This is a genomic window from Methylobacterium variabile (genome assembly GCF_001043975.1).
Classification (GTDB): Bacteria; Pseudomonadota; Alphaproteobacteria; order Rhizobiales; family Beijerinckiaceae; genus Methylobacterium; species Methylobacterium variabile.
In genome coordinates, this window is the sequence record NZ_LABY01000159.1 from 17,007 (window position 1) to 34,446 (window position 17,440).

The following is a 17,440-nucleotide window of genomic DNA, read 5'->3' on the forward strand; positions in this document are numbered from 1 at the left end:
TCAGGTTCCCGTTCTGGCATGGGGCACGTCCGCCGCCCGCGCGGCGACGGCCTCCCGATAGATCTCGAGGAGCGCGCGCGTCGTGACGTCCTCGCGCCATTCGCGCTCGTAGACGGCGCGGGCGGCCCGCCCCATCGTCGCGGCCGCCGGGTCGTTGTGGATGCGGTCGAGCGCCCGGGCGAGGTCGGCGGGATCTCCCGCCTCGGCGAGGAGCCCGGTGGTGCCGTCGGTCACCAGGCTCGCGAGGGATCCGATCCGCGAGGCGACGACCGGGGTGCCGACCGCGAAGGACTCCACCATCGCCATCGGCAGTCCCTCGTAGCAGACGGATGGGATGACGACGGCGACGGCCTGCGCCATCGCGGCCTGGACGGCGTCCGGGGCGCAGGGTCCGCGCAGGTCGAGGCCCGGATGCCCGGCGAGGGCGCCGGCGAGCGGCCCCTCGCCGATCACGGTGATCCGGGCCCGGCTCCGCGCGGCGGCCTCGGCGAGGACGAGCACGCCCTTCTCCAGGCTGAGCCGGCCGACGTAGAGGATCCCGTCACGGGGGGCGTCCGAGGGGGGACCCGGGTCGGGCAGCCCGTTCGCCCGGATGCGGATCCGCTCGGCCGGGAAGCCGGCGGCGACGAAGCGCTCCCGCGCGAAGGGCGTGAGCGCGACGAACCGGTCGACGTCGCGCCGCCAGGTCCCAGCCCGGCGATGGCTGTCAACCATCCGGGCGACCGCGAGGGTGCCAACCCGCGAGCCGCGGTAGCAGCCGAACCGCACCGCCTGGAACGGTGAGCCGGTGACGCAGATCTCGCACGGCGTCCCGTCGCGCATCAGGAGGGCGCCGGGGCAGATCAGCCGGTAATTGTGGAGGGTCTGCACCGTCGCGTGGCCGGCGGCCCGGGCCACCGCGTGGATGCCCGGCGAGAGCAGCGGGAAGGAGTTGTGGACGTGGACCACGTCCGGCGCGAAGCGGCGCGCGACCGCCATCACCCGGGCGATGCCCCGCGGCGCGTACGCCACTTCCCGGGCCGTCCGCAGCCGGGCGAGGCCGGAATCGATCGCCTCGTTGTCGAGATAGACCGCCTCGACTGCGCAGCCGGCCCGCTCGAGTGCGGCGAGGTCGCGGGCAACCGCCGCATCCTCGCCGCCGCGGACCTGATAGCGGTTGTGGGCGATGAGAATCCGGAGCGGGGGCGTGCCGGCGCTCACGGGTGCCGCCCGCCGCCGGTGCGGCCGCCGGCGGAGAGGCACGCACGCAGCGGCGCGCCGGTGCCGGCCACGCCGCGGGAATGCGGGCGCACGCGGGCGGTCCCCTCGTGCGGATCCTGGTGCGCGAGGTCGACCCGTGCCGCGCCGGCGTGCGACGGGCGGCGCCCGTCGCGACGGATCCCGCAGCCTTCGGCGAGGAGACGCTCGGACGAGCGCGCGCCGTCCTGGCCGGTGACGCCGGTGATCGGTGCCTTCCTGGATGCCATCTCTCGCAACCCGATGCCTGTGGCTGATCTGCGCGATCACCCCGAAGTCTATCGTTCGTCGTACCGGGCCTTCCGGATCTGCGCCGGGATCTGCCGACCCTGACCGGCGACGGTGCCCGAGAGCATTCGGGTGGCGGTCGACGATCTTGCGAAGACATAACGCGTGAGGTGGTAATATTCAGTTGCGGAAAACTACCGATCCGCACGCAGAAGGACGAGCGGATGAAATTCTTCGCGCACACGTGAGATGACGCCGACGTCTGTGCTGGAACACCGCCGGAAAACAGTTGCAAGCTGGATTCGGCTGCAATCGCAGCCACCTGCTGCCGACGCGCGCTCGCGACCGCGCCCGGGTGCCCCCCGCGACCTGCGGGGTCCCGAGCGCGACCGGGGTGTGACGCGATGTCCGGGTCGGCGGCCTCAGCGGCCGGCGTCGCCCCGGGTCACGATGGCCTCGACGATTTCTTGGACCTCCAGCGCCTCCGCCAGGGTGGCGAGGTGGTGCGGCTCGCCGCGGGTCATCCGCACCACGCCCTCGAGCTGGCGCCGGAGGGCGATCGGGCGGGCGCGCTCGTTCGGCACGGCATCGGGCGCGGCCTCGAAGCCGCCGTCCGGCCGGCGCCGCTCGGCGATCGCCCAGTCGCGCAGGCGCACGGTGCCGGCCTCGCCATTGAGGGTCCAGGTGTTGTGGTCGTCCTGTGCGGTGTCGCCGACCCGGCCCCGCAGCACCACCGGCACGTCGCCGGCCCTGAACTCCGCCGCGACCGCCCGCTCGGAGCGGCCGGCTTCGGGAAACTCCGCCCGCGCCGTCAGGTCGTGCAGGGGCCCGAGCAGGCGGCGGCTGAGGAACAGGAAGTGCGAGACCACCTCGCGGGTGAAGCCGCCCTCCTGCGGCGCGTCGAGCCAGCGAGCGGCGTCGGCCTGCCAGGGCCGCGGCCAGCGGGCGAAGGCGACCTCGATCGTCAGGCGGCGCGGCGCGCCGACCGCGCCCTCGGCGATCCACTGCGACAGGGCGGCGACGCCGAGGGACGAGGCGAACGGGAAGTTCACTGCGCCGCGGCCGCCCGCCCGCGCCACGAAATCGCGCGCCTCGGTGAGGTCGACGGCGAGGGGCTTCTCGCAGAAGACGCTCCGCCCCGCCGCCAGCGCCGCCCGGGCGTGGCCCAGATGCGAGGCGGGCGGGGAGGCGACGTAGACGCACTCGCTCGCCGCCACGACGGCGGCGGCGTCCGCGACCCGGGGCACGTCCGGGAAGGCGGCCGCGATGCGCGCGAGGGCGGCCGGACTCGGGTCCCAGATCGCGGCGACGCGGACGGGGGCGCCGTCCTGCCCCAGAACGGCGTTCAGCATGCGCTCGCCCATGATGCCGGCGCCGATGATGCCGAGGGCGAGGGGAGCGGGGGTGGGGTGCATCTGGGATCCCGGGTGGCCGACGCGCCCCTCATAGAGCCTAACAGGCGCCAGCGGAACGCGGCTCGCGCGGCGTCCGCCATCGTCGCGATGTCGGGCAGGGGCGAGGATCGGCGCCGGTGCAACCTCTCCAGCCTCAGCCGCCCGCAGGACGAGATCCGCGGCCTCCGGCACGCCGGTCGCAGTGCACTCCCCCGAGAGGGACCGGGTGTCCCGCAGCGGGAGAGATGTTCTCATGTGGCACAGCGCCGTTGGATTTCTCGCCGTGGCCGTGGCGGTCGCGGTCATCGTCCGGCACTTCGGGGCGCCGCGCGCCGTGACCTACGGGTTCATCATCACGGGGCTCGGGGCCTCGGCCGCGACTCTGCTCCTCGCCGATGCCAACATGGTCGATCCCCGTGAGAGCCGCGCGCCGTCCTTCACCGAGCAGGTGGCGCCGGTCCCGGGCCGGGACGCCCGCGCCTGGCGCTGAGCTGGCGCTCAGAACAGCGAGATGAGCGCGACGCCCCCGACCATCAGCCCGCAGCCGAGGATCCGCCACAGGCCGGCCGGATGCTGCGCGAAACCGACCCAGCCGTAATGGTCGAGCAGGACCGAGGTAACGAGGCCGGCCGTGACGGTGAGGCCGGTGAAGACCGCCGCCCCGAGCCGCCCCGCCAGGACGATCATCGCCAGCACGTAGGCACCGCCCATCGCGCCGCCGAGCCAGGCCCACCACGGTACCTGCGCGAGACGCCCGCCTCCGGGCCAGCCCAGGCCGACGAAGGGCACGGCGGCGAGGTAGACCACCGCGTTGGCGGCCGAGACGACGAGGGCGGTCAGGATTGGTTCCCCCAGGGCCTTGTTCAGGGTGGCGTTCGCCCCCGCCTGGACGGTGTTGAGCATTCCGGCGACGATGGCGATCAGGGCGGCGAGGACTGGCATGGGGCGCGGCTCCACTTTCGAGCACAGTCAACACCGCTCGCGCCCGAGGGTCTCGGCGTCCCTCGCCGTATCCGGTCGGACCGGCTGTGCCGAGGACAGCCTTCCGCTTCGTGCGGGAGCCCTGCTTGCGCCCGGGCCGATCCAGGCGGGGTTTCAGCCAACCGGTTGCGCGTGGATCACCACGGACCGGACTTCCGGACGCATGACGACACGGGGCATCGCCCCGGAGGTCGGCTGCCAGCGGCCGAAATCGTCGGACACGAACCATTATCCGCCCGCTGCGGCGTCCTTCCCCGAGAACGCAGAGGCCATGTCCGGAAGGCGGAGCGCCCGCACGCGCCCCGCGACCGTCCCGGCTGAGCCACGATCAGGCCTTCGGCGCCTCGTCCTCGGGCGGCTGAGGTGCCGGGGGCGGGGGCTCTGGCGGCGGAGGAGCCGGGGGAACGTGGTCCTTGCGCCACTGGGCGAACAGGCTCTGGAGCACCGCGACGGTGTCGCGCACCGCCTTGGCCTCGTCGTCGACCGAGACGCCCTCGGAGACGGAGTTGCGCGTCGTCAGCACGGCGCGCTCCTCGATCTCGGTCAGGCGCTCGAGGAAGTCCGGCCGCGAGGCGAGGAGATCGAGGGCGTCGCCCATGGCGGTGGCAAGCGTGGTGGCGAGCAGTCCCGCGGTGGCGACGTCGCCGACCGAGGCCTCGTAGGGCTCGGGGGCCTCGTCGTCGTCCTCGTCCTCCTCGGCGGCGGCCTGCAGGCCCTCGACCAGGGCCTCGACGATCTCGACCGCGGTGTCCTCCGGCACGGCGAGCCGCACCGCGACCTCGATGTCCTCGCCGCTGAAGCCGGCGGTCCCGAGGGTCACCTGCAGGATGCCCGGCCGGCGCAGGCTGAGGGCCATCAGGGTGTTGGCGTAGATGGTGGGCGCGTCCGGCATGACCTCGACCTCTGCGGCAGGCGCGGGAGGAAGCCCCTCGCGCCGGCCGGGCCTATACCGCGCGGCCGTCCCGGAGGCGACCGCCGCGAGGGGTCAGGCGCTGGCAAGCCGGGCGACCTTGTTGTCGGGCAGCTCGATGTCGACGCCGAGGGTCGAGACGGCGTCGCCCCGCTCCATCGTCACCTTCACCTTTTCCTGGTCGATCGCGACGTGCTTGGCGATCACCGCCAGGATCTCCTCCCGCAGCACCGCCACCAGGTCCGAACGCCCGAACGCCGTCCGCTCATGCGCCAGAAGGATCTGAAGACGCTCGCGCGCCACCGGCGCCGTCCCGCGCCGCGACAGGAAGCTCAGCAGGTTCATGCCGCCCTCCGGGTGAACAGCTTGCCCAGCAGCGAACGCTTCTCGGACGGCACGATCATCGCGACCGTCTCGCCCTTCAGGCGCCGCACCGCGTCCGCGTAGGCCCGCGCCGGCGCGCTCTGGGGCGCGTTCAGCGTCACCGGGCTGCCGAGGTTCGAGGCCTTCAGCACCTCCTCGCTCTCCGGCACCACCGCCAGGAGCGGGATCGACAGGATCTCGAGAACGTCGTCGATCTTCAGCATCTCGCCCCGCTCCGCCCGGCCGGGGTCGTAGCGGGTCAGGATCAGGTGCTTCTCCAGCCGCTCGCCCTTCTCGGCCCGCTCGGTCTTGGCGTCGAGCAGCCCGATGATGCGGTCGGAGTCGCGCACCGAGGAGACTTCCGGGTTGGTGACCACCACGGCGATGTCGGCGTGGCGCATGGCGAGCGTGGCGCCGCGCTCGATGCCGGCGGGGCTGTCGCAGATCACCCAGTCGAACTTCTCGCGCAGCTCGCCGATGACGCGGGCGACGCCGTCGTCGGTGAGGGCGTCCTTGTCGCGGGTCTGGGAGGCGGGGAGGAGGGAGAGGGTATCGAGGCGCTTGTCGCGGATGAGGGCCTGGGTGAGCTTGGCGTCGCCCTGGACGACGTTGATGAGGTCGTAGACGACGCGGCGCTCGGCGCCCATGATGAGGTCGAGGTTGCGCAGGCCCACGTCGAAGTCGACGACGCAGACGCTCTGGCCGGCCTGGGCGAGGGCGGCCCCCAGCGCCGCCGTCGTGGTGGTCTTGCCCACCCCGCCCTTGCCGGACGTCACCACTATGACTTTGGCCATTGGAACCCCTTGAGCACTGGATCGAAGTCGCGGCCGGCGCGGCCGCTGCGTGTGTTTTCTTGAACCTTAGCCCCGTCCGCGGATGCGTTGCCGCGGGCCCCCGAGGCGGAAGACTCTAGTCGAGGGCGGCGGTGCGCATCGCGTCGCCGTCGAGCCAGACCTGCACGGCGCGGCCGCGCAAGCCCGGGTCGATGTCGTCGGCGATGCGGTAGAGGCCGTCGATCGCCAGCAGCTCGGGCTCGAACTTGCGGCAGCAGATGCGGGCCCGGGGATTGCCGCCGGCGCCCGCGATGGCCCGGCCGCGCAGCGCCCCGTAGACGTGGATCGAGCCGCCGGCCAGGATCTCGGCGCCCGACGCCACCGAGCCCATGACGGTCACGTCACCCTCCGGGAAGAAGACGGACTGGCCGGAGCGGACGGGGCTCTCGAGCATCAGCGACTTCGCGCCCGTGGCCTTCTCGGCGGTCGGCGCCGCGGGCGTCTCGCCGGGCATCGCCACCTCGCCGGAGGGGCGGCCGCCGTTCAGGGGCGGGGGCATCCCGGGCCCGAGGGAGCCGCTGCCGGCGCCCTCGATCCCCATGATCGGGATGTCGCGCTCGGTGAGGGCGGCCACCAGGCCCGCGAGCGCCTCCCGGCTCGGCGCCAGGGCGGTCACGTCGAGGATCACGGCGCGGCCGGCGAAGAACGCCGGAGAGCGCCTGGCAAGGGCGTCGAGGTCGGCGAGCCAATCCTCGATCGGCGCCTCGGGGGCTAACACGACCGCCAGGAACGAGCGGCCACGGAAGCGGATCGGCGGGCGGGTTTGGGTCTGGCTGGTCACGTCTTTACGACTCGTTACCAGCCCATCAGGCGCGCCCGATGGTTAGCGATTGGTTAACGAGCGTAACGAAGTCTTCACCTTTGCGACGCGGCCGCGGCCAGCGTGGCCTCGATGTGGCGCGCCAGCCCCGGATCGAGCCCGAGCCGCCGGGCGAGGTGGTCGAGATAGGCCCGTTCCTGCGGCGTGTCGACGCTGATCGCCATCAGGGAGCCGGCATAGAGCTCGCTCGCCTGCTCAGGGCTGCGGGCGAGGCGCGCCACCGCCTCGACGTCGACCGGCGCACGCAGTGCGTCCATCAGGAAGGCCTTGTCGTCCGCGTCGAGGGAGTGGCGGTCCATCTCACCGAAGATGCGGCGCTGCTCCTCGGCGTCGATGTGGCCGTCGGCCTTGGCGGCGGTGATCATCGCGATGAGAAGGGCGCGGCTGCGGTCCTGCTCGTCGGCCGCCGAGGCCGGTGCGAAGCGCGAGCCGCCGAGCATCGCCGCCGCCTCGTCCGCGGAGGGGATGAAGCCGCCCGCGCGGGCGGGCGCGGCCGGAGCGCGGTTCTGGCCCTGGTTCGCCTGCCAGCTCTGGTAGGCCTGGTAGGCCAGGGTGGCGACGAGGGCGAGACCGCCGAGCCGGCCGGTCGATCCGAGACCAGGTGTCCCGAAGCCCGAGCCGAAGCCGCCACGGCTGCGCCGCCCGCCGAGGACTAGGGAGGCGAGGCCGCCCAGCACCGCGGCCTTGCCGCCCCCGCCGCCGAGCGAGCGGGCGACCTGCTCGAGCGGGGAGGGCGCGTGCCCGTACGGGGCTTGACCGGGATGGCTGCCGCCGAAGCCGCCGCCTCGCGACGAGCCGCCGAGGAACTGGTCAAGCAGGCGCTTGGCGTCGAACATGGGCGAGGCTCCTTCGGCACGAGCCGACGAGATGGTGCGCCGAGGTGCTCCCGCAAGGGGAGAAGCCCGTCAGCCCGGCCGCCGCTCCGCCCCGGCCCAGCGCCGGCGCACGCTCCAGGCGTAGCGGGCGTCGCCCTCCAGCAGGTGAAGGTGATCCTGCAGGCGGTTGCGCTCGAGCCAAGCGAGCGCGGCCTCGAGCTCGTCGGCCGTCATGGCGGCGCGGCTCTTGTTGCCGAAGAGGCGCTTGAGCACCGCGTTGTAGCGGTGGGGCAGGGGGGCGCCGCGGGCCAAGCGCAGCTCGGCCTCGTCCTCCACCGCCTGGGCCGTCACCATGGCGGCGACCCGGGCTCGCAGGGCCCGCTCGGCCCGCGAGGGCGGCACCGGGGCCGGCTCCACCGCTTCCGGCCGGGCCAGCGCCAAGGCGGGCCCCGGCCGCAGCATCGCGTAGCGCAGGCCCACCGCGTTGCTCTCGAGCGGCACGATGCCTTCGTCGGTCTCCCGCGCCAGCGGCCGCGGCTCGGGCGAGGCGGCACCCGTCGGGCGCTTGCGCGGCCGGGTCGCGGTCGCCTGCTCGGTCTCGATCCGGGCGCGGAAGCGGGCGAAGAGCGGGTCGTCCGGATGGAAGACCAGGGCGTGCTGGTCGGCGTAGTCGCCCGCATGCGGATCGACCCGGGTGGCCCGGGCGATCATCTGCTCGAGCCAGGGCCGGGAGCGGATGTGGGTGAGGGCCGCCACGACGGCGACCTCGGGGGCGTCGAGCCCCTCGTAGGCCATCGCGACCGTCACCAGCACGGCGGGCTCGGGCGTGAGCCGGAAGGCGGCGAGCGCCGCGTGGGCGTCGGCCTCCGCCGAGGTGGCGATGCGCACGTCCCGGCTCGCCTGTCCCTCCGGCATCCAGCCCTGGAGCATGGCGTGGTAGCTCTGGGCGCTGGCCTGGTCGGGAGCGACGACCAGGAGCTTGCCGAGGCCGCGCACGGCCTGGGCCGGCAGGAGCCCGCGGAGGCGCCGGCGCTCCGCTCGCAGGCGGCGGGTGGCGTGGAAGGCCTCGCGCAGGAGGTCGCGGGCGAAGCCCGTGCGCAGCGCCGTGAACAGGGCCGGCCGCGTCGTGGCGCTCGGCCCCGGGCCCGAGAGCCGGTGCGGGCCGACCCGGGCCTGGCCGCTCGTCCTCCCGCCCTCGAGCCAGCTCGCCTCGCCGTCGAGGGCGCCGAAATTGACCGGCAGCACCGCCTTCTCGGCCAGGGCCTCGGCCCGGGAGTAGCCGATCACCGCCCAGCCCGGCGCCTCGATGTCCGGCACCGGCGCGCCGCCCTCCGTGCGGTAGGGCAGCCACAGGATGCGCCGTCCGTCCGCCCGCTCCAGGGTGCCGGAGAGGAGCAGGCGCAGGTGCGCTTCGCGGAACAGCGGCAGCAGCGCCTGGCTCCAGGCGGCGGCCTCGCTGCCCGTCTCCCCGTCGGCGATGGCCGGCAGGTGGTGCACCTCGTCGACGACGAGGAGCGTGCGGTGGCGGCGCATCTCGGCGAGGTGCAGGGCGGGGGCGGCGGCCACCGCCTGGTAGGTGGTGACGTAGCCGGCGAGCCCCCGGCTCGGGTCGGGCGTGTTGTCCGCCGCCCGCACGGAGAGGGCGTGGCCGAGGGCCGCCCGCCAGGCCGGGTCGGCGAAGGCCTCCTCGGCCTGGAGGCGCAGGGAATCCCGCGGCACGATCCAGACCACCCGGTCGACGAGGCCCGCCGCGATCAGCTTTGATGCGGCGATGACCGGCAGGAGCGACTTGCCGCCCCCCGGCGTCACCGCCGCCAGGATGTCGGCGATGCCCGAGGCCTCGCCGCGGGCGAGGGAGGCCACGAGCTCGAACAGGCTGCGCTGGTGGCTGCGTAGGGGACGGGACGGGGCGCTCACGGGCTGAGGGAATCGCGAACCATGACCGGACCATGCCGGAGGCCGCCTCCCTTGTGAATCCGGGGGACAAACAGGATTTCCGCGTTCCCCACACGAGAAACCGCTTGCGCCGGCCTCGCCGTCAGCCCCGGCCGCGCTCCAGCATCCTCGACACCACCCGGGCGGTGAAATCGACCATCGGCACGATGCGGGCGTAGTTGAGCCGGGTCGGGCCGATCACGCCGACGACGCCGACGATGGTCTGGCTGCCGTCCCGGAACGGGGCGGCGATCATCGACGAGCCGGAGAGCGAGAAGAGCTTGTTCTCCGAGCCGATGAAGATCCGCACGCCCTCGCCGCCCTCGGCGCGGGAGAGCAGGTCGATCACGTCTTTCTGGCTCTCGAGGTCGTTGAAGAGCAGGCGGATGCGCTCGAGGTCCTCGGCCGCCCGCAGGTCGTCGAGCAGGTTGGCCTGGCCGCGGACGATGAGCTGGCGCTCCTCGCTCGGGCCCACCGAGCGGGCGAGGCCGGCATCGACCAGGCGCTCGGTCAGCTCGTCGAGCTCCCGCTTCATCGCCGCCCGGGCGGCCTCGATCTCGGTGCGCACCTCGCCGAGCGTCCGGCCGCGGATGCGGGCGTTGAGGAAGTTCGAGGCCTCCTGCAGCGCGCCCGCCGGAAGGCCGGCGGGCAGGTCGAGCAGGCGGTTCTCGACCGAGCCGTCGTCGGAGACCAGCACCACCAGGGCACGGCCGGGATCGAGGCGCACGAATTCGATGTGGCGCAGGCGCGGGTTCTGCTTGGCGGTGACCACCACCCCGGCGCCCCGGGAGATCCCCGACAGGAGCACCGAGGCCTCGGTCAGCGCGCTCTCGAAGGTGTGGCGCGAGGCGGCGGCGCGCATCTGCGCCTCGATGCGCCCCTTCTCCTCCTGGCCGACATCGCCGAGCTCGAGCAGCGCGTCGACGAAGAAGCGCAGCCCGTGCTCCGTCGGCAGCCGTCCGGCGCTGGTGTGCGGGGCGTAGATCAGCCCGGCCTGCTCGAGGTCCGACATCACGTTGCGGATCGAGGCCGGCGAGAGCGCCATCGGCAGGATGCGGGCGAGGTTGCGCGACCCCACCGGCTCCCCGGTGGCGAGGTAGCTCTCGACGATCTGGCGAAAGATTTCCCGCGAGCGCTCGTTGAGCTCGGCAATGGCACGGGCCTGCCCGGAACCGGCCGGCAGGTGTGGGAGATCGCGCGTGTTCATCAACCCACTTGGCTCGGGCGCCGCGGAGGGGCGCCGAGTGCTTGATGCCTAAGGATTTCAAGTGCTTGTGACAAGATTCGAAGAGCATGCACCGCGGCGGCCCCGTTGTACAGTCCGCGTTGCGGTCGCAGGCCGGGCCGGCGCGCGGCGGGATCGTCCGGCCCGCACCAGGGCGGCGCCCACCGCGTGCGCTCGGGCACAGCCGCCGTCCGGCGCTCCGCTAGCATCGCGATGCCTGCTTCTGGTCACCTTGCCCGGTGGAGCCGACCATGCTCAAGCGCTCAATCATCCCTGCCGCAGCCGTCACGGTAGTCCTGGCCACCGTCGCCCACGCGAGCCTCATCACGAGTCCAGCCGCCCCGCCAGCCCCGCAGGGCGACGCGCCGGCACCCGCGGACATGGCGGTGCGCCGCCCTGACACCGCGATCAAGGCGTCTGCCCCCCAGGCGGAGGCGCCCGCCGCGTTCCAGCCGGGCAAGCCGGCGCCGCGGGTGATCGACCTGCCGCGGGCCGAGGCGACCAGCCGGAGCTACGTGGCGCTGCCCTCGTCCGAAGAGGCAGGAACGCCGCCCCACGCGGCCAAGCCGATGCCCCGCACGGCCGAACTGACCCGGCCCGAGACCGAACGGGTGGCAGCCGGCACCGCAACCGCGCCGGACCGGCTGCGCTTCGGCGCGGAGGCCGCCCCGGAGCGGAACGCGTCCGCGCAGCGCCCTCGCGCCCCGGAGCCGGTCGTCGGCGATGCGCGGGCTCAGCCCCGCGACGGCGGACGCACCGCCGAGGTCCGCACTGCCAAGTGGTCCGGCGGCGAGGGGGCGGTGTGGAAGACCGGTCCGGATGCGCGCGCCTTCACCGGCACGTTCGGCGGCTGCCGCTTCAGCGGCGCCGTCGGGCCGCGCAGCTACAAGATCGACCGGGCCTGCTGATTGCGGGAGGCCGCTGCCTGAACGGCGACCGACCAGGCCTGTCAGACCTCGTTCAACCCTCCGGCGGCATCGTCCCCTTCATGGCCGCGCCGTCGCGCGGCGAGATCCTGGAGGCGACGATGCTGACGATGCGCAATCCGATGACGGCCGGGCGGCGGCTGCTCACGGCGGCCGTGCTGGTCGCAGGCGGCCTCCTCACGGCCGGGGCCGCCGAGGCGGCGCCGTTCGTGCCGGGTGCGGCGACCGCCCCCGACGCCGGCCTGGTGCAGGTCCAGTACGGCCATCACCACGGCTGGGGCCACCGCCGCCATCACCACCACCATCACGGCCATTGGGGCCATCATCACCGTCACCACCACCACGGGGGCTGGGGCCACCACCACCATCACCGGGGCTGGGGTCACCATCACGGCGGGCATCACCGCCACGGCGGCCATGCCTGGCGGTACCACAACGGCTACTGATCGAGGCTCGATCGCCGGACGTTCGACGGTCCGGGCGCTGGCGCGCCCGGGCCTTTCCGCGCGGCGACAGGCCTGCGCGGCTCCCCTTGCCGCCCCCGGCGGCAGCGCCTAAGAGCGCGCGGCCCCCGCGGATCCCGCGCCGCGCCGCTCCCGGCGCGGCGCTCTGGACAGGAGTTGCCGATGCGCCCCTCGAAGCGCGCCCCCGAAGAGCTGCGCAAGGTCACGCTGGAGCGCGGCGTCTCGCGCTACGCCGAGGGCTCCTGCCTCGTCGCCTTCGGGGAAACCAAGGTGCTCTGCACCGCCTCCCTCGAGGAGCGCGGCCCGTCCTGGCTGCGCGGCTCGGGCAAGGGCTGGATCACCGCCGAGTACAGCATGCTGCCGCGGGCGACCCACGAGCGCAACCGGCGCGAGGTCAATGCCGGCAAGCCCTCCGGCCGCACCCAGGAGATCCAGCGCCTGATCGGCCGCTCCCTGCGCGCCGTGGTGAACCTGCCGGCGGTGGGCGAGCGCCAGATCGTGGTCGATTGCGACGTGCTCCAGGCCGACGGCGGCACCCGCACGGCGGCGATCACCGGCGCCTGGGTCGCCCTGCACGAGTGCTTCACCTGGATGCGCGGCCGCTCGATCATCTCGGTCGACCCGATGCGCGACCACGTCGCGGCGATCTCCTGCGGCATCCACAAGGGCACGCCCGTGCTCGACCTCGACTACGCCGAGGATTCCGGCGCCGAGACCGACGCCAACTTCGTCATCACCGGCAGCGGCGGGATCGTCGAAGTGCAGGGCACCGCCGAGGTGACGCCGTTCTCGGAGGAGGAGTTCCTCGGGCTCCTGCGCCTCGCCAAGGCGGGCGTCGCCGAGCTGGTGGCGCTCCAGAAGCAGGCGATCGCCTGATGGCGCGGCTCCTCACCGGGCGGGTCGTGATCGCGACCCACAACGCCGGCAAGCTGCGCGAGATGCGCGAGCTGCTGGCGCCCTTCGGCGTCGAGGCGGTCTCGGCCAGCGAGCTGAACCTGGCCGAGCCGGAGGAGACCGGCACGATGTTCTCCGAGAACGCCGCCATCAAGGCGCGGGCGGCGACGGACGCCACCGGCCTGCCGGCCTTCGCGGACGATTCGGGCCTGTGCGTCGATGCCCTCGACGGCGCGCCCGGCCTGTTCTCGGCCCGCTGGTCCGGCGGCTCGAAAAACTTTTCCGCCGCGATGGCGCGCATCGAGCGCGAGCTGGCCACCCGCGGTGCCACGAACCGGCGGGCGCATTTCGTCTCGGCCCTGGTCCTGACCTGGCCCGACGGGCACGAGGAGCTGTTCGAGGGACGGGTGTTCGGCGAGCTGGTCTGGCCGCCCCGCGGCGACCGCGGCTTCGGCTACGACCCGATGTTCAAGCCGGACGAGAGCCCGCTCACCTTCGGCGAACTCGGCTCGGAGGAGAAGCACGGCATCGACTGGGAGGCCGGCCGGGCCCTGTCGCACCGCGCCCGGGCCTTCCTGGCGCTGGCCGCCACGTGCCTGCGCCGCCCCGCGTAAGGCTTGACGAGACAGGCGCCCGCTCCTGGGGGAGGGGCGCCGTCGTATGGCGGGGTGGGGGCGGCCGGGCCGCCCCATCGGCCGGCTCACGCCAGGGTGAGGCCGACGTCGACGTTGCCGCGGGTGGCGTTCGAGTAGGGGCACACCTGGTGGGCCTTCTCGACCAGCTTCTCGGCGGTCGCCTTGTCGAGGCCCGGCAGGCTGACGGTCAGGTCGGCGGTGATGCCGAAGCCGCCCTCGGAGCGCGGGCCGATGCCGACCTTCGCCGTCACGGTGGTGTCGGCCGGGACCGCGATCTTCTCCTGGCCGCCGACGAACTTCATGGCGCCGAGGAAGCAGGCGGCGTAGCCGGCCGCGAAGAGCTGCTCGGGGTTGTTGCCGGCGCCGCCGGCGCCGCCGAGCTCCTTGGGGGTCGACAGCTTGACATCGAGGCTGCCATCCTGGGTCTGGGCGCGGCCGTCGCGACCGCCGGTCGCCGTGGCCTGGGTCGTGTACTTCACGTCGACGGACATGGGGGCTCTCCTGGTGTCAGGGCGGCCTTAGCGCGCCGCGGCACCGTCATAGACCACGGTTCGATTGCGCGCAATTTGTTTTTGTGCCCCGCCGGGACTATGTTCGTAACCCTATGGTTGTTCAGGGTCTTGGACCAGAGCGGCCGGGAGTTCGCCCGGTCGGGAAACACCCCTGCGAGGAGTGGCACATGTCCGAGCCCGACGCGCGTGAGGAGGGTGCCGGCACTCCGGCGGACCTGCACCTCTCCAACCAGATCTGCTTCGCGGTCTACTCGGCAGCCCACGCCTTCAACCGCATCTACAAACCCCTCCTGGACCGGCTCGGCCTGACCTACCCGCAATACCTGGTGCTCCTGCTGCTCTGGGAACAGGACGGGCAGACGATGAAGGCCCTCGGGCAGCGCCTCTACCTCGATTCCGGCACCCTGACGCCGCTGCTCAAGCGCCTCGAGGCGGCGGGCCTGGTGCGCCGGGCCCGCGACGCGGAGGACGAGCGGCTGGTGCGCATCAACCTGACCGAGACCGGCGCGGCCCTGCGGGCGAAGGCGATCCCGTTCCCCCACGAGGTCGTCTGCGCCTCCGGCCGGTCGGCCGAGCGGCTGATGGCCCTGCGCGACGAGATCCTGGCCCTGCGCGACAGCCTGCACGCGAGCGTCGGCACCGTATGATCCTGCGTCCGGCGGATGCGCGCCGGAAGCGGGGGCGGAGCCTCGGCTCCGCACCTCCGCGCGCCGGTTCGACCGAAGATCTCCTCTCGGGGCGCTCGCGATCGACGATCGCACGGTAGCGGGCCTCGCAGGAGGCCTTCCGGACGCGCAGAGAAGCCTCGAGGTCAGGTTCGACGCTCGCCGTTAACCGATGAGGCCGCGGACCGAGTCGGTTCCACGATCAAGTCGAGCGGATTCTCCACTCCGTGTGCGGGAGAGACCAAAACTGCACGACGGTCGCATCTGTCCGATATTTTTAAATAATATTTGCATATTCATCTAGATTAAGCTGCGGGATTTATTTTTGAAATATCAATTCAATCGTCTTTCCGACGAATGAGAATGGCTCCCATGCCTAACACCATGCCATGAATTGCATCTACGATCTTCTCATGGGGCTCGCGCCGGAATCGGTCCACCTGTGGTGCTTCTGCCATACTGCCGCAAAACCAGGTACGACTACTCGCTCGGGTAGTCGACTCGGGAGGCACCGGCCGTAGAAACCTTAACGAGGCAGGTTGGGCGAGGCCAGCGCGTCAAATCCGTCGATCTCGGCCGGATCAGCCTGCGCCACGGCACAGGCGTCTTCGGGTGAGCCACGGGAAGCGGAGCTCAGGGGGACGGACGATGGCGACGGGGGCATTGAACCAGGGCGCGACGGGCGATCAGGACATCGACGGGGTCCTGTCCGGATTGCGGTGGAACAGCGGGTCGATCACCTACAACGTCCCGACCAGCGCGAGCTACTACGGCGCGAATTACGGCGGGGTGAACAACGAGCCCTCGGGCTTCCAGGCGGCGTCGGCGAGCTTCCAGAGCCTGATCCGGAACGCCCTCGCCGAGTACGCGGCGGTCGCCAACGTCACCTTCACGGAGGTCGGCGCCAATGACCCGGCCAACATCAGCGTGGCGCGCACGAGCAGCCTCGGCGGCTTCAACGGCTACGGCTACTATCCGGGCTCGGCTCCCGTCGCCGGTGACGTCTGGTTCGCGACCTCGACCGCGCAGGTCGGCGACGTCCAGGTCGTCGGGCGCGGGACCTGGCGGCTCGCCATGCACGAACTCGGTCACGCCCTCGGCCTGAAGCACGCGCACGAGACCGGCGGACCCGCCAACACGGCGATGACCACCGCTCACGACTACAACGACTACTCGCTCATGTCGTACCGCCGGACCGAGGGCGGCCCGATCAGCGGGACGAACCAGCAGGTCGACAGCAACCCGCAGACCCCGATGATGTACGACATCGCGGCCCTGCAGCGGATGTACGGGGCGAACTACGCCTCGCAGTCCGGCGACACGGTCTACACCTGGAACCCGACCACCGGACAGCAATTCGTCAATGGCGTCGGCCTGACGGCGCCGGGCACCAACCGGATCTACCGCACGGTGTGGGACGGCGGCGGCAACGACACCTACGACCTGTCGAACTACACGACCAACCTGCGGATCGACCTGCGCCCGGGCGCCTCCTCAACCTTCTCCACCGACCAGCTCGCCGTCACCGACACCACGACCGGCACCCGGGCCAGCGGCAACGTCTTCAACGCCCTGCAGAGCAACGGCGACGCACGCTCGCTGATCGAGAACGCCGTCGGCGGTTCCGGCAACGACACGATCGTCGGCAACCAGGCCAACAACGTGCTGACGGGCGGCGGCGGCGCCAACGTCTTCCGCGGCACTGCCGCCGGGCATGACGGCGACAGCATCACCGACCTGTCGAACAGCGACGTCATCCACGTCACCGACGCGGTCGCGGCGGTCTACGGCCTGCGCTACAGCGGGACGAGCCTGTCCTTTCGCCTGGCGGCCGACTCGGTCCAGACCTACACCATCGACGTGTCGGGAGGCACCTTCAGCGGCAACCTGCTGCAGCGGCCCGACGGTGCCGGCGGGGTCGATCTCTTCTTCGACGGCGCGCCGGTCTGCTTCACGACCGGCACCCGGATCCGCACCACACGCGGCGACGTGCCGGTCGAGAGACTGGCCGTGGGCGACCGCGCGGTGACCGCCGCCGGCCCGGCCCGGCCGATCCGCTGGATCGGGCGCCGCACCCTCGGGGCCGCGGGCCGGCCGGTCTCGCCCGGATCCTGGCCCGTGCGGGTTCGCCAAGGCGCCTTCGGAGGCGGGCTTCCGGCCCGCGACCTCCTGCTGTCCCCCGGCCACCCCGTCCTGGTCGGCCACGAGGACGGTCAGGGCGGCGTGCTGGTGCCGGTCATGTGCCTGATCAACGGGACCTCGGTCGCCCGCGTGGCGGTGGAGGAGATCACCTACTGGCACGTCGAGCTCGACCGGCACGATGTCCTGCTCGCCGAGGGGCTGCCGGCGGAGAGCTACCACGACATGGGCTCACGGCCCTGGTTCGAGGCCGGCACCGACGACGCCCTCGCGAATCCGGACTTCGTGCCCCCGGGCGAGACCGGTCGCTGCCGGCCCGTGGCGGTGGATGGGCCGCTGGTCGAGGCCGAGCGGCGGCGTCTCGACGGTCTCTGGACCGCGTGGCTCACCGCGCAATGCGCCTGGTCGGCTGCGGAGGAGGAGAGCTGGCTCCTCGCCTGAGCGCCGAGCCCCGCCCGGCGCGAA

The 17,440-nt window shown here is 72.7% G+C and carries 19 protein-coding genes; 7 read left to right on the forward strand and 12 right to left on the reverse strand.

The genetic code is table 11. From position 1 onward, the window contains the following. The 3 genes from VQ02_RS21485 to VQ02_RS21495 form a co-directional block, all read right to left on the reverse strand. A complete protein-coding gene (locus VQ02_RS21485; RefSeq protein WP_048446257.1) occupies window positions 1–1,200 on the reverse strand; it encodes a glycosyltransferase family 4 protein in 1,200 nt (399 codons plus the stop codon). After that, window positions 1,197–1,466 (reverse strand): hypothetical protein, encoded by a 270-nt coding sequence (locus VQ02_RS21490; protein ID WP_048446258.1) that lies wholly within the window; start codon window positions 1,464–1,466, stop codon window positions 1,197–1,199. The genes VQ02_RS21485 and VQ02_RS21490 overlap by 4 nt, the downstream gene beginning before the upstream one ends. A 420-nt stretch (window positions 1,467–1,886) precedes the next feature. Beyond that, window positions 1,887–2,879 carry a Gfo/Idh/MocA family protein gene (locus tag VQ02_RS21495; protein ID WP_048446259.1) on the reverse strand — a complete coding sequence of 331 codons (993 nt, stop codon included), beginning with the start codon at window positions 2,877–2,879 and terminating at the stop codon, window positions 1,887–1,889. Window positions 2,880–3,111: 232 nt separating this feature from the next. Here VQ02_RS21495 and VQ02_RS21500 point away from each other — a divergent pair, with 232 nt between their 5' ends. Beyond that, window positions 3,112–3,348, forward strand: a complete 237-nt coding sequence (locus VQ02_RS21500) for a hypothetical protein (protein ID WP_048446260.1) — start codon at window positions 3,112–3,114, stop codon at window positions 3,346–3,348. 8 nt (window positions 3,349–3,356) lie between these two features. On the opposite strand, the gene VQ02_RS21505 is transcribed toward VQ02_RS21500, so the two are convergent. The 8 genes from VQ02_RS21505 to hrcA form a co-directional block, all read right to left on the reverse strand. After that, the gene (locus VQ02_RS21505; protein WP_048446261.1) at window positions 3,357–3,800 is read right to left on the reverse strand and encodes a DMT family transporter; all 444 of its coding nucleotides are present in this window, start codon (window positions 3,798–3,800) and stop codon (window positions 3,357–3,359) included. A gap of 367 nt (window positions 3,801–4,167) precedes the next feature. Next, window positions 4,168–4,731, reverse strand: coding sequence for a hypothetical protein (locus tag VQ02_RS21510; RefSeq protein ID WP_048446262.1), 564 nt, complete (start codon window positions 4,729–4,731; stop codon window positions 4,168–4,170). Window positions 4,732–4,824: 93 nt separating this feature from the next. Beyond that, complete coding sequence (gene minE / locus VQ02_RS21515) at window positions 4,825–5,094, reverse strand: cell division topological specificity factor MinE (RefSeq protein ID WP_048446263.1); 270 nt, start codon at window positions 5,092–5,094, stop codon at window positions 4,825–4,827. After that, window positions 5,091–5,906, reverse strand: coding sequence for a septum site-determining protein MinD (minD, locus tag VQ02_RS21520; protein WP_048446264.1), 816 nt, complete (start codon window positions 5,904–5,906; stop codon window positions 5,091–5,093). Before minD ends, minE begins: the two co-directional genes overlap by 4 nt. Before the next feature lie 115 nt (window positions 5,907–6,021). Beyond that, window positions 6,022–6,726 carry a septum site-determining protein MinC gene (minC, locus tag VQ02_RS21525; RefSeq protein WP_048446265.1) on the reverse strand — a complete coding sequence of 235 codons (705 nt, stop codon included), beginning with the start codon at window positions 6,724–6,726 and terminating at the stop codon, window positions 6,022–6,024. 74 nt (window positions 6,727–6,800) lie between these two features. Continuing rightward, entirely contained in the window at window positions 6,801–7,601 is an 801-nt protein-coding gene (locus tag VQ02_RS21530) for a tellurite resistance TerB family protein (protein ID WP_048446266.1), read from the reverse strand. A gap of 69 nt (window positions 7,602–7,670) precedes the next feature. Beyond that, a complete protein-coding gene (locus tag VQ02_RS21535) occupies window positions 7,671–9,497 on the reverse strand; it encodes a DEAD/DEAH box helicase (RefSeq protein WP_083469353.1) in 1,827 nt (608 codons plus the stop codon). Window positions 9,498–9,618: 121 nt separating this feature from the next. Further along, window positions 9,619–10,722 carry a heat-inducible transcriptional repressor HrcA gene (gene hrcA / locus VQ02_RS21540; protein ID WP_048446267.1) on the reverse strand — a complete coding sequence of 368 codons (1,104 nt, stop codon included), beginning with the start codon at window positions 10,720–10,722 and terminating at the stop codon, window positions 9,619–9,621. Window positions 10,723–10,991: 269 nt separating this feature from the next. On the opposite strand from hrcA, the gene VQ02_RS21545 reads away from it, so the two are divergent. The 4 genes from VQ02_RS21545 to rdgB all read left to right on the forward strand — a co-directional run bounded on the left by VQ02_RS21545 (window position 10,992) and on the right by rdgB (window position 13,638). After that, entirely contained in the window at window positions 10,992–11,648 is a 657-nt protein-coding gene (locus tag VQ02_RS21545; protein WP_048446268.1) for a hypothetical protein, read from the forward strand. Window positions 11,649–11,728: 80 nt separating this feature from the next. Continuing rightward, window positions 11,729–12,112 (forward strand): hypothetical protein, encoded by a 384-nt coding sequence (locus VQ02_RS21550; RefSeq protein ID WP_245239807.1) that lies wholly within the window; start codon window positions 11,729–11,731, stop codon window positions 12,110–12,112. A gap of 180 nt (window positions 12,113–12,292) precedes the next feature. Further along, window positions 12,293–13,006 carry a ribonuclease PH gene (rph, locus tag VQ02_RS21555; protein WP_048446269.1) on the forward strand — a complete coding sequence of 238 codons (714 nt, stop codon included), beginning with the start codon at window positions 12,293–12,295 and terminating at the stop codon, window positions 13,004–13,006. Beyond that, window positions 13,006–13,638, forward strand: coding sequence for an RdgB/HAM1 family non-canonical purine NTP pyrophosphatase (rdgB, locus tag VQ02_RS21560; RefSeq protein WP_048446270.1), 633 nt, complete (start codon window positions 13,006–13,008; stop codon window positions 13,636–13,638). Before rph ends, rdgB begins: the two co-directional genes overlap by 1 nt. 86 nt (window positions 13,639–13,724) lie before the next feature. Here rdgB and VQ02_RS21565 read toward each other — a convergent pair whose 3' ends face one another. Next, a complete protein-coding gene (locus VQ02_RS21565) occupies window positions 13,725–14,150 on the reverse strand; it encodes an organic hydroperoxide resistance protein (protein ID WP_048446271.1) in 426 nt (141 codons plus the stop codon). Window positions 14,151–14,338: 188 nt separating this feature from the next. Between VQ02_RS21565 and VQ02_RS21570 the strand changes: the two genes are divergently transcribed. After that, on the forward strand, window positions 14,339–14,818 hold the full coding sequence (locus tag VQ02_RS21570) for a MarR family winged helix-turn-helix transcriptional regulator (RefSeq protein ID WP_048446272.1): 480 nt from the start codon (window positions 14,339–14,341) through the stop codon (window positions 14,816–14,818). Between the two features lie 666 nt (window positions 14,819–15,484). Then, window positions 15,485–17,416, forward strand: coding sequence for a Hint domain-containing protein (locus tag VQ02_RS39360; RefSeq protein WP_048446273.1), 1,932 nt, complete (start codon window positions 15,485–15,487; stop codon window positions 17,414–17,416). The last annotated feature ends 24 nt before the right edge of the window (window positions 17,417–17,440 follow it).

Coding starts and splice junctions, on each gene's coding strand:
- VQ02_RS21490 (WP_048446258.1), bottom strand. CDS start 1,466: ATGGCATCCAGGAAGGCACCGATCACCGGCGTCACCGGCCAGGACGGC.
- VQ02_RS21495 (WP_048446259.1), bottom strand. CDS start 2,879: ATGCACCCCACCCCCGCTCCCCTCGCCCTCGGCATCATCGGCGCCGGC.
- VQ02_RS21500 (WP_048446260.1), top strand. CDS start 3,112: ATGTGGCACAGCGCCGTTGGATTTCTCGCCGTGGCCGTGGCGGTCGCG.
- VQ02_RS21505 (WP_048446261.1), bottom strand. CDS start 3,800: ATGCCAGTCCTCGCCGCCCTGATCGCCATCGTCGCCGGAATGCTCAAC.
- VQ02_RS21510 (WP_048446262.1), bottom strand. CDS start 4,731: ATGCCGGACGCGCCCACCATCTACGCCAACACCCTGATGGCCCTCAGC.
- minE (WP_048446263.1), bottom strand. CDS start 5,094: ATGAACCTGCTGAGCTTCCTGTCGCGGCGCGGGACGGCGCCGGTGGCG.
- minD (WP_048446264.1), bottom strand. CDS start 5,906: ATGGCCAAAGTCATAGTGGTGACGTCCGGCAAGGGCGGGGTGGGCAAG.
- VQ02_RS21530 (WP_048446266.1), bottom strand. CDS start 7,601: ATGTTCGACGCCAAGCGCCTGCTTGACCAGTTCCTCGGCGGCTCGTCG.
- hrcA (WP_048446267.1), bottom strand. CDS start 10,722: ATGAACACGCGCGATCTCCCACACCTGCCGGCCGGTTCCGGGCAGGCC.
- VQ02_RS21545 (WP_048446268.1), top strand. CDS start 10,992: ATGCTCAAGCGCTCAATCATCCCTGCCGCAGCCGTCACGGTAGTCCTG.
- VQ02_RS21550 (WP_245239807.1), top strand. CDS start 11,729: ATGGCCGCGCCGTCGCGCGGCGAGATCCTGGAGGCGACGATGCTGACG.
- rph (WP_048446269.1), top strand. CDS start 12,293: ATGCGCCCCTCGAAGCGCGCCCCCGAAGAGCTGCGCAAGGTCACGCTG.
- rdgB (WP_048446270.1), top strand. CDS start 13,006: ATGGCGCGGCTCCTCACCGGGCGGGTCGTGATCGCGACCCACAACGCC.
- VQ02_RS21565 (WP_048446271.1), bottom strand. CDS start 14,150: ATGTCCGTCGACGTGAAGTACACGACCCAGGCCACGGCGACCGGCGGT.
- VQ02_RS21570 (WP_048446272.1), top strand. CDS start 14,339: ATGTCCGAGCCCGACGCGCGTGAGGAGGGTGCCGGCACTCCGGCGGAC.
- VQ02_RS39360 (WP_048446273.1), top strand. CDS start 15,485: ATGGCGACGGGGGCATTGAACCAGGGCGCGACGGGCGATCAGGACATC.